This is a genomic window from Paractinoplanes deccanensis, from assembly GCF_016862115.1.
Lineage (GTDB): Bacteria > Actinomycetota > Actinomycetes > Mycobacteriales > Micromonosporaceae > Actinoplanes > Actinoplanes deccanensis.
Genome location: NZ_BOMI01000112.1, coordinates 20,421 through 30,511 on the forward strand (window position 1 = coordinate 20,421; position 10,091 = coordinate 30,511).

Genomic DNA, 10,091 nt, shown 5'->3' on the forward strand with positions numbered 1-10,091 from the left:
CTGGTCGGCGGTCTGCACCCGCCCGCGTCGTCACCGTATGCGGCGAAGCCTGCAACAACGCGCCCTGCGGCGCCGGCCATCGTGCTGCCCGAGCTGATCGGCCGCTTGGCGAGGGCAACCTCCCACGAGCTGGTGGGTGGAGATCGGCAGCATCGTTGCGCAGACCGAACACCCGACGGTGCAGGTGGTCGAGGAAGAACGAGACGCCTCAAGCGCGCCGGAGTAACGCCCGTCTCGGGGCGCCGGGTAAGGCGTGGCCGGCACGCCACCGCTGAACCCTCGGCTGAGGTCGCTCGCAGATCACTCAGGTCAGGATTGTCGCGGTGCTCGATTTGATCGACTCCGTTGGCGGCCACCTTGCGGCGCCGTCTTCGGGTCCCCCGGTGGCATGCCGAAGCAGAGGCGGGACCGAGGACGAACGTTCGTGGATGCACGACACCTCACGCGCACACCGCCCGCGAGGCGCTCGCGGGTCTGCGTGACGGGGTTGGAAGGCGGGACGTGGGGCAGGCACCTCACGGTGCGCCCTGGCGGGCCGTGCGCGCTCACGGTGGTCGATCGGTTACGGGCTTGCGTGATCCCTGTAGGGTTCGCCGCGCCGGGCGGGGACGTGCCCGGTGGGGCCGGAGAAAGGGACTGCAGTGGACAGACGCGGGCTTGCCCTCGGGGTCGCGGTGGCGGCCGCGCTATCGGGCTGCACGGCTGACGAGGAGGCCGCGCGGACGCCGGGGCTGGAGGAGCGCGGCACGGTCCTGACGAGCGTCAAGCCGACGCGGCAGGATCTGTCCAACCAGATCAGCCTTTCCGGCAAGGTGACCATCAACCCGGTGTTCGGCATCGTCGCGCCGACCGCGGGTGAGATCCGGTACGTGCAGCGTCAGCCGAACAAGACGCCGGCCGCGCAGCCGCTGTGGGTGGCGACCGTGTGGGATGACGGCACGCCGCGGCGCATCAACATTCCCGAGGGGTCGATGCTCGCGGGGCGGCTGATGGAGGACCGGGCCGAGGTGGCCGCGGGCATGCCGATCGTGTCGGCGCGTCATGGCGGCTACGGCATCGTCGCCGACATCGACAGCGCGCAGGCGTACCGCGTCTCGGGGTCCGCCAAGACGGTCAAGGGGCAGATCAAGAACGGGCCGGGACCGTTCAGCTGTACGACGCTGGGCACGATCGCGGCGCTGCCGGAGGGCACGATCCCGGAGCCGCCCCCGCCGGCCACGACAGCTCCCACGCCCGGGGCGTCCGGCGGCCCGGCTCCGGTGCAGAGCGCGCCGGTCGAGAACCCGGAGCAGCAGGGGCCGCAGGGCTCCGAGTCGACCGGCATGCGGCTGGTCTGCGCGCCGCCGGCGAGCGTCAAGCTCATCAACGGCGCCGACGTGACGCTGTCGGTGGTGACCGACCGGGCCGTCAACGCGATGGTGCTGCCGGTCGAGGCGGTCGCCGGCACGCAGGGCCGCGGCAAGGTCGACGTGCTCACGCCGGATCGCACCCGCAAGACCGTCGACGTGGTGCTCGGCCTCACCGACGGCAAGGTCGTGCAGATCAAGTCGGGGCTGCGCGGCGATGAGGAGATCGCCGTGCCGGGCCCCGACCTGCCCGCCGCCGAGGGCCCGAAGTGATCGAGCTGACCGGCGTCACCAAGGTCCTCAAGGGGCAGTCCGAGCCGCGCACGATCCTGGACGGGGTGGACCTGTCGGTCGCGGCCGGGCAGAGCGTCGCGATCGTCGGCCGTTCCGGCTCCGGCAAGAGCACGCTGCTCAGCGTCGTGGGCCTGTTCGACCGTCCCGACCAGGGCCGCTACCTGCTCGCCGGGCAGGACATCAGCCGGCTGCCGGAGCGCCGCGCCGCGAAGCTGCGCAGCTCGCACTTCGGCTTCGTCTTCCAGCGGTTCTTCCTGCTCAAGCATCTGACGGCCGCGCAGAACGTGGCGATGGCGCTGGTCAACGGCCAGGGCTGGCTGCCGCGCCGGGAGCGCCGGGCCCGGGTGATGCAGGCGCTCGATCAGGTCGGCATCGCGCATCTGGCCAAGAACCGGCCGGCGAAGATGTCCGGCGGCGAGCAGCAGCGGGTGGCGATCGCGCGTGCCCTCGTACGCGATCCGAAGGTCTTGCTCGCCGACGAACCCACGGGCGCGCTGGACACCGAGACGGGCACGCTCGTGATCGACGCGCTGCTCGCGGCGACGTCGCGCGGGTGCGCCCTCGTCCTGGTCACGCACGACCGGGACCACGCCGCCCGGATGGGCCGCATTCATGACCTTGTCAACGGCGTGCTGACCGAACGGGTGCCCGCGTGAAGCGTTTCTCGGGCCGGTTCCGGTCCTCCCTGATCATCGGCTTGCAGGGCATCCGGGCGCGCAAGCTGCGCACGCTGCTGTCGATGGTGAGCCTGTTCCTGGGCGTGCTCGCCGTCGTCGTCGTGCAGGCGGGCGCCAGCATCGCCGAGCGCGCCCTGCTCGCCGACAACGAGCTGACCTGGGGGTACGACGGCACGCGCGTGATCGACATGCCGCCGGAGCAGAAGGCCGTCGACGCCGTGCTCGCCGCGGTGAAGGGGCGCTCCGACGCGGTCGCGTCGATCGGCGTGCAGGGCATCATCGGCGAGCCCGGCGTGCGCCCGGTCAACGAGGGCGGCGCCCCGATCGGGCAGAGCTGGGGCGGGGCGGTCTGCTATCCCGACGGGCGCTGCGAGGAGCCGACCGGCCCGCAGGGCGCCGCGATCGAGGTGCGGCTGACCGCGCTGACCGGCGACATCCGGCAGTTCCGCCCGTTCCGGCCGGTCTCCGGCAGCTGGCTCGACTTCTCGACAGTGCCGTCGATGGCGCCGCGGCTGGTGCTCAACAAGGAGGCCGCCAAGGGCTTCGATCAGTACGACGTGCCGGCCGAGATGCGCGTCAACGGCGCCGTGGCCAACCTGACGCCCCGCTTCGTCGGGGTGGTCGACGACGGCACCGGCGAGCCCCGGGCATACGTGCGCGCGGACGAGCTGGCCACCTGGCTGCCGAACGCGAACCTCGTCAACCCGAACATGGGCGGCGAGCTGCGGGTGTCGCTGGCGCCCTCGTCCCCGATCGAGCAGGTGCTCGTGGCCAAGCTCAAGGGCATGGGCGTCGAGCCGTACGTCGACACGATCAACAACCGCGAGGAGCAGGAGGACCAGCTGCGCCTGATGCGGCTGATCTTCTTTTCGATGGCCGGCCTGGTGCTGCTCATCGGCGTCGCCGGCATCCTCAACGTCGGCCTCGCCACGGTCGGCGAGCGTGTCGAGGAGTTCGCGCTGCGCCGCGCGGTCGGCACCCCGCGCTCGCTGCTGGCCGGCATCGTGCTCGCCGAGACCCTGCTGACCGGCCTGTTCACCGCGGCGGCGGCGATCGGGGCGAGCGCCCTGGCCCTCAAGGCCGTGGTCCTGCTCGCCGGCGGCTCGCACCCGATCCTCGACAACGTGCAGTTCCCGTGGGAGGCCGGCGTGGCCGGCATCATCGCGGGCATCGTCGCCGGCGTCCTCGGCGGGTTCGTCCCGGCCCTGCGCGCCGCCGGCATCCCGATCGCCACGGTCATGCGCGCCTGATCATAATGTTCGCCGTGACGACCACGGTCCGTACCGGATGCCCGCACTGCGACTCCCCGCTCACCACGGCGCCCGGCGAGGCGCCGTGGTGCGCCGGCTGCGAGTGGAACCTCGACCACTTCCCCGCCGACGAGCGCATGAGCTGGTTCTGGAACAGGATCGCCGGCGCCGATCAGCGGGCCGGCTTCCGCTCCGACCGGCTGCTCGCCCGCTCGGCCGACCCGGAGCCGGTCGGGCACCGGGGCCACCGCCTTCTGGTCGCGCTGTCGGCGGCCATCGTGCTGGCGACGCTCGCGGCCGTCGCGGGCGGGCTGTGGCTCATCGTCGCGGGCGGCCCGTTCTGGCCGGTCGTCTTCGGCCTCGTCCTGCTCGGCCTCGCCTGGGCCGTGCGGCCCCGCTTCGCCCGCCTGCGGCCGTTGCTGAAGACCAGCTATCGGGTCGACCCGGCGAAGGCCCCGGTCCTGCACGCGCTGATCGAGCGGATCGCCGCGGCGCTCGGCACCCCGCGCCCGGACATCGTGCTGTTCACGTTCGGCTGGAACGCGGGGGTGGTCGTCACCGGGCCGCGCCCCCGGCGGGTCCTGGTCGTCGGTGTCCAGCTGCTGCTGGCGTTGCGGGCCGAGGAGCTGGTCGCGGTCCTCGGCCACGAGCTCGGCCACCTGGCCTACGCCGACAATCGGCGGCTCCTGCTCACCATGCCGGCGCGCCTGACGTTCGGGCGGCTGTCCGAGCTCGTCCGGCCGCGGGTCTCCGCCGCGGACCTGGGGCCGAGCCTGCAACTGATCGGCCTGCTGGCCTGGCAGCTCACCGGTGGCCTGCTGTCGTGGCTGTTGTTCGCGGCGCACCTCGCGGTCAACTCGGTCGCGGCCCGCGACGACCGGACCGTCGAACTGCGCGCCGACGAGATGGCCGCCCGCGCCGCCGGCACCGGGGCCGCGCTGCGCGCCGTCGACGCGCTCGCCACGCTGCCGGTGCTCACCGAGTACGTGCAGCACCACGTGCCCAAGGGCGAGGCCGCGGCGACCTGGCGGCGGATGCTGCGCTCGGTGCGCGAACGCGAGTCGGCGCGGGCTTCCGCGCGGCGGCAGCTGTCCATCCGGGCGAATGCCTCGCTCTTCGCCTCTCACCCCGCTCCCGGGCGGCGCTACCAGTGGCTCGACGGCCGCCCCCGCGTGGAAGCGGCCGTCGTCGTCGCCGAGGCGGAGGCCGAAGCCCTGGAGCGGGAGATCGCTCCGTACGCCGAGGCGCTGCACCGGACGATGCTCAAGGAGATCGTCCACGACTGAGCTACGGCCGATGCCGCGCCGCGGTGGCGTAGGCCGGCACACGCACCGTCGCCCGGCCCACCGGGGCGGGCGCCGGGACCGCCGGGACCGCCGCGGGCTGGGGCCAGGGCAGGAAGCGCAGCCGGCGCTTGGCCGCCAGGTCCTCGACCCAGCCGAAGAAGAGCACCGCGTTGATCAGCAGGGCCAGGGCGACGACGCAGTAGCTGATCTCCTCGCCGAGCTCGCCGAACATCCACGTGTTGAGCGCGTCGCCGATCGGGAAGCACAGGGCGATCGCCACGTTGTTCCACAGGTAGACGGTGACCGCGCGGGCGTTGATCAGCGTGACCCAGTTGTCGAGGCCGCGGCGCTTCGCGAGCCACGCCATGCTCGGCTGGATCCGCAGCAGCGCCAGCACGAAACCGATCTGGTAGACCCCGTACGCGACCGGCATGTCCTGAAGGACGCCGTCGTCCGGGTGCCGGTGCGCCCACACCAGCGCCCCGGCCACGCACACGATGGCCAGGGCCGCCACCAGCCAGCCGCTGATCCGGCGCAGGGAGCCGTCGCGGTGGGCGAAGCCCAGGATCCAGCAGCCCGCGTACATCAGCAGGTCCGTGCCCACCTCCTGGAAGTTGGGGTTGGCCGGCCAGACCGGCCAGACCGTCAGCGCGAGCAGCAGCGCGAGCGGCAGCACCACCGTCACCGGCCGCGCCCGCCGGTAGAGCCACAGCAGCACCGGCGACAGGGCCACCAGCCACAGGTACGTGACCAGGTACCAGATGACCTCCTGCGCCTGGAGGCCGAAGTCGCTCGACGGCGGCGACACGAACGGCACCACCCAGGCGATCAGATGCCACAGCGCGGGCCGCTCGTCCCAGCCGGCCAGCAGCATCGCCGGGACCACGAACAGGCCCAGCACCCAGTACGCCGGCAGCAGCCGCCGCACCCGGCCCCAGACGACCGAGAGCGCGGACGGCTTGCTGGCGAGCGAGTTCGCCATCAGCGACCCGGCGAGCGCGAACATCACGCCCATCGACGGGAAGACCAGCTCCAGGACGGCGAACGGGAACATGTGGTACACCGACACCCGGATGATCGCCAGCACCCGCAGTAGATCGAAATACCGGTCGCGTCTTGACTCGGCCACGACGGCCCCTCCCACAGCAACCGATGAGTCGCGGCCGTGAAGTGCCGCGCCGTCACGCTAGGAGCCGATCTTGTTCGTGTGCTGTGGGTGAGCTGTCCGCTATCCCTGCGCCGCTATCCCTGCACGGCGGTCGCGTACGCCGCCGAGCCGATCAGCTCCAGCGACACCTGCAACCGCTCGAGGCTGATGTTCTTGGCGATGGTGTCCTCCGGGCTGTGGTACGGCGGCTCGAGCAGCGCCGGCGACTCCTCGCCGCGCCACGAGAAGTTCGCCGCCGCGATGCCCACCTCCTGGAACGACTGGTGGTCGCTGGACCCGCGCAGCGTCACCGGCGAGATCCGCGGCGTGTAGCCGAGGCGCTCGGCGGCGGCGGCCACCTCGTCGGTCGCCCGGTTCGCCAGCCCGGTGAACGACAGCAGCCAGTACCGCGTCGCCGGGTCCCAGCTGGTCGCCACCATGTCGTTCTGGAACACGGCGAGGATGCGGTCGCGCTCGGCCTGCGGCAGCTGCGCCACGTAGTACCGCGAGCCGATCAGTCCCTGCTCCTCCGAACCCCACAGGGCGAAGCGCAGCCGGGCCTTGGTCGGCAGGTGGCGCAGCACGCGGGCGAGCTCGAGGTTGAGTACGGTGCCCGAGCCGTCGTCGTTCGCGCCCGGCGCGCCGATCACCGAGTCGTAGTGGGCGCTCACCATCACCACCGGCTCGGTGCCGGTCGGGCGCCGCCGCGGCGCGTCCGCGATCACGTTGTGCGAGGTGAGGTTGCGGTGCGCCGTGGTGGAGAGGGTCAGGATCAGCCGGCGCTGGGCGAGCAGTGCGCGCAGCCGGTGCTTCTGCGCCTGGGCGACGCCGACGACCGGGATGGCGACCGGGGCGGCCAGCACCGGGCTGAACGCCGACGCGCGGCGCGGCTCCACCAGGTCGGCGGGGAGGAAGACGACCGCCGCGGCGCCCTTGGCCACCGCGGTCGCGACCAGGGCGTCGCGGTTTGCCGCCACGTAGTCGACCAGCACGATCTTGCCGGCGACGTCGGCCGGGTAGTTCTCCGGCGCGCCGGCGGCGACGTCGGCGACCGAGGCCCGCACCCGGGTGTCGAGACCGCCCTGGCCGGACGCGCCCGCCTGCCAGCACAGGTCGCGCGGCAGCCCGTACGGCGAGTCGAGCTGGGCGAGGAACTTGTCGGCCACCGGGAACGGCTGGAGCGTCACGTCGTAGCCGAGCCGGTCGAGGGTCCGCGCGATGTAGTCCGCGGCGATCTTCTCGGACCGGGTGCCGCCGATGCGCGGGCCCATGTCGACCGAGAGCACCTTGAGGTGCTGCAGCGCGCGCTCGGCCGAGACCCGGCGGGCCACCTGCAGGTCGTGGCCGGTGAGCCGGGGCGGAACGGCCGCGCCGGGCCGCTGGTCGGTGACCGCCCACGCCGGCGCCGGCAAAGCCACGGTGGCCGCGCCGCCGAGCGCGACGGTCAGCATCCGGCGGCGGGTAACCGAGTTGTCCATGGTCTCCTCCTCGTCTCAGGCGAGGACGGCGGCCTCGTGGGCCATCGTTCCCCGTTGCGGAAGAACCTAGGGGCAATATCAGCGATCTTCAATAGGCGAGGAAACCCTCAAGTTACCGGCCGGTTGCCGATGTACCCGTCCGGGAGGGCCGATGGACGACGTCATGCGAGAGGCCATGCGCCTGCTCGAAGAGGCGCAGGCGGGCGGCGCGCACGAGGCGCTGGACCGCGCCGGGTCGCTGCTGCGCCGGGCCGGCGACCGCGCCTGCCTGCACTTCGTCCGGGCCGTCTGCCACGACGTGCTCGGCGACCCGGCCTCCGCCGAGAGCGCCCTGGACGACATGCTCACCGCCGCCGACGCCGAGGGCAGCCCCGGCTGGCGGGCCTGCGCGCTCGGCACCCGCGCCGGGCAGCGCGCCCGGCTCGGCGAGACCCACGCCGTCGACTACGACCTCGACGGCGTCATGCGCGACCTGGTCGAGGCGGAACGCTTCGCCGTCACCGAGACCGAGCCGGTGGCCGCCGTGCACGCCCGCGTCTCCATCGCCCTCGCCCTCATGGAGCTGCGCCTCTACGAGCTCGTCGGGCAGCACTACGAGGCCGCGTACGAGATCTGCTCGCTCGACGCCAGCCAGAGCGGCAAACGCCCGATGTGGCTGATCAACCTGGCCGAGCTGCACCTGCACTGGGCGCTCGAGCTCTACCAGGTCGGCCAGGCCGCCCTGGCCGAGAGCCACACCGCACAGGCCGAGGAGTACGCCACCCGCGCGGCCGCCGAGGTGAGCGGTCCGGCCGCCGACGTGTGGCGCTCGTACGCCCTGCTCGCCGCCGCCTGCGCCAAGGCCGACCGGCACGACCCGGCCGCGGCGGCCCTCGAGATCGCCGACCATCAAGCCCGGCTCCAGGCGTACGGGATGAGCGCGCTCATCGTCGCGTTCTGCCAGCCCTTCCACGCCGTGGCACTGCGGCGCACCGGCCGGCCCGGGGAAGCGCTGCGCCTCATCGAACACGCCGTCGCCACCCTCCCCGGCGACGCGGGAGTGCTGATCACGTCGGCGACCCACCACACCCACGCGCTGCTGCTGGCCGGGCGCGGCTCGGCGGACGCGAAGGCCGGGCTCGCCTACGGCGCCACGCTCGCCGCCGCCCTGTGGCAGCAGCGCCAGCGCACCCTGCACTCGTTCACCACGATGAAGTCGCTCGACCTGCTGCGCCGCAGCCACGAGCAGGCGGCCCGCGCGGCCGACCTGGACGCGCTGACCGGCATCGCCAACCGGCGCGCCTTCGACGAGGCCGTGCGGCGCACCCAGGACGGCGACGTAGCGGTCCTCATGATCGACACCGACAAGTTCAAACAGATCAACGACACGGCCGGCCACGACGCGGGCGACGCGGCCCTGCGGGCGATCGCGGCGGCGCTGACCGCCCACGTCCGCGACGAGGACCTGGTCGCCCGGCTCGGCGGAGACGAGTTCGCGGTGCTGCTGCCCGGCCTCGACGCCGCGACCGCGTACGAGATGGGCCGCCGCATGGTCGACGCCGTGCGCGCCCTGCCGGACTGCCCCGCCACCCTCAGCGTCGGCGTCGCCGGCGGCCCCGCCGTCGACCTCCAGCAAATCGTGCGCCGCGCCGACGCCGCCATGTACCGGGCGAAAAGGCGCGGCGGAGACGACGTCGAAGAATGCGAATCACTCGCCGTGCGGCCCACGGCCGCATGACTCGATTCGCCATTCTTTTCCGGGGCCCGAATACCCTGCACAATGGCGGTCTAACCTGAGCGCTTCGCGCTTCACCAGGGGCGTCACCGGCCACAGGAAAAACTTCCGCCTAATTGGCATGACCACCGGAAATGAATTCGGCTCATGTGTTGAGCTGACCGGGTCATCACGAAGACCCGGGAGGAAAAGAAATGCGTAAGACAAGCCGCCGGCTGGCCCTTGCCGGCATGGGCCTGTTCACCGGAGCGGCCATGGCTCTGGGCCCCGCGCAGGGCGCCCTCGCCAACGATCCCGACAACGCGATGGCCGGCGCGTACACCCCGCCTCCCGATCACGGATCCGGCATGTCCGGCATCGTGATCGCCATCTTCAGCTTCGACGGCCTGCCCGGCCTGGACAGCTTCAGCAGCTGGCCCATGGGGGGCGGCTCGCCCTGGCAGGGCCAGCAGGGTGGCACTCAGTCCGGAGCCCAGTCCGGGGCCCAGTCCGGGGCGCAGTCCGGGGCGCAGTCCGGGGCCCAGTCCGGGGCCCAGTCCGGGGCCCAGTCCGGGGCCCAGTCCGGGGCGCAGTCCGGGGCGCAGTCCGGCGGCCAGCAGGACGGCTCCATGACGGGCGGAACCGGCAGCACGGGTGCGACCGGCGCGACCGACGGCACGAGCACCGGCGCGACCGGAACGACCGGCACCACCGGTGGGGCCGACACGACGGGCGCGACTGACGCCACGGGCGGAACCGGCACTACTGGCGCGACCGACACGACGGGGGCGACCGGCGCCACGGGCGCGACCGGCGGAACTGACGCCACCGGCGCGACCGACACCACCGGCGCCACTGGCAATACTGGCGCGACCGGCGCCACCGACACGACCGGCGCCACGGGCACGACCGGTGGAACT

The 10,091-nt window shown here is 72.8% G+C and carries 8 protein-coding genes and 1 pseudogene; 7 read left to right on the plus strand and 2 right to left on the minus strand.

All coding sequences use genetic code 11. The features are described from left to right. The first annotated feature begins 641 nt into the window (after nucleotides 1-641). From Ade02nite_RS28000 to Ade02nite_RS28015, 4 genes are read left to right on the plus strand one after another with little or no spacing between them, the layout of a single operon-like run. Entirely contained in the window at nucleotides 642-1,619 is a 978-nt protein-coding gene (locus tag Ade02nite_RS28000) for an efflux RND transporter periplasmic adaptor subunit (RefSeq protein WP_203770304.1), read from the plus strand. Further along, the gene (locus Ade02nite_RS28005) at nucleotides 1,616-2,296 is read left to right on the plus strand and encodes an ABC transporter ATP-binding protein (protein WP_203770305.1); all 681 of its coding nucleotides are present in this window, start codon (nucleotides 1,616-1,618) and stop codon (nucleotides 2,294-2,296) included. Before Ade02nite_RS28000 ends, Ade02nite_RS28005 begins: the two co-directional genes overlap by 4 nt. Further along, nucleotides 2,293-3,567: an ABC transporter permease gene (locus tag Ade02nite_RS28010; protein ID WP_203770306.1), complete on the plus strand. Its 1,275-nt coding sequence runs from the start codon at nucleotides 2,293-2,295 to the stop codon at nucleotides 3,565-3,567. Before Ade02nite_RS28005 ends, Ade02nite_RS28010 begins: the two co-directional genes overlap by 4 nt. Before the next feature lie 14 nt (nucleotides 3,568-3,581). Continuing rightward, complete coding sequence (locus Ade02nite_RS28015; protein WP_203770309.1) at nucleotides 3,582-4,853, plus strand: M48 family metalloprotease; 1,272 nt, start codon at nucleotides 3,582-3,584, stop codon at nucleotides 4,851-4,853. A gap of 1 nt (nucleotide 4,854) precedes the next feature. Here Ade02nite_RS28015 and Ade02nite_RS28020 read toward each other — a convergent pair whose 3' ends face one another. Together Ade02nite_RS28020 and Ade02nite_RS28025 are read right to left on the minus strand one after the other, a co-directional pair. Continuing rightward, nucleotides 4,855-5,982, minus strand: a complete 1,128-nt coding sequence (locus Ade02nite_RS28020) for an acyltransferase family protein (protein ID WP_203770311.1) — start codon at nucleotides 5,980-5,982, stop codon at nucleotides 4,855-4,857. A 113-nt stretch (nucleotides 5,983-6,095) separates the two neighbouring features. After that, nucleotides 6,096-7,478: a M28 family peptidase gene (locus tag Ade02nite_RS28025; protein ID WP_203770320.1), complete on the minus strand. Its 1,383-nt coding sequence runs from the start codon at nucleotides 7,476-7,478 to the stop codon at nucleotides 6,096-6,098. Nucleotides 7,479-7,629: 151 nt separating this feature from the next. Between Ade02nite_RS28025 and Ade02nite_RS28030 the strand changes: the two genes are divergently transcribed. The 3 genes and pseudogenes from Ade02nite_RS28030 to Ade02nite_RS28035 form a co-directional block, all read left to right on the plus strand. Next, nucleotides 7,630-9,195: a GGDEF domain-containing protein gene (locus Ade02nite_RS28030; protein ID WP_203770322.1), complete on the plus strand. Its 1,566-nt coding sequence runs from the start codon at nucleotides 7,630-7,632 to the stop codon at nucleotides 9,193-9,195. Beyond that, nucleotides 9,098-9,394 (plus strand): annotated as a pseudogene (locus Ade02nite_RS50785) (hypothetical protein); the annotation flags it as partial. The gene Ade02nite_RS28030 and the pseudogene Ade02nite_RS50785, both read left to right, overlap by 98 nt. Beyond that, on the plus strand, nucleotides 9,387-10,091 hold a 705-nt coding region (locus Ade02nite_RS28035; RefSeq protein WP_203770324.1), incomplete at its 3' end, for a hypothetical protein. The pseudogene Ade02nite_RS50785 and the gene Ade02nite_RS28035, both read left to right, overlap by 8 nt.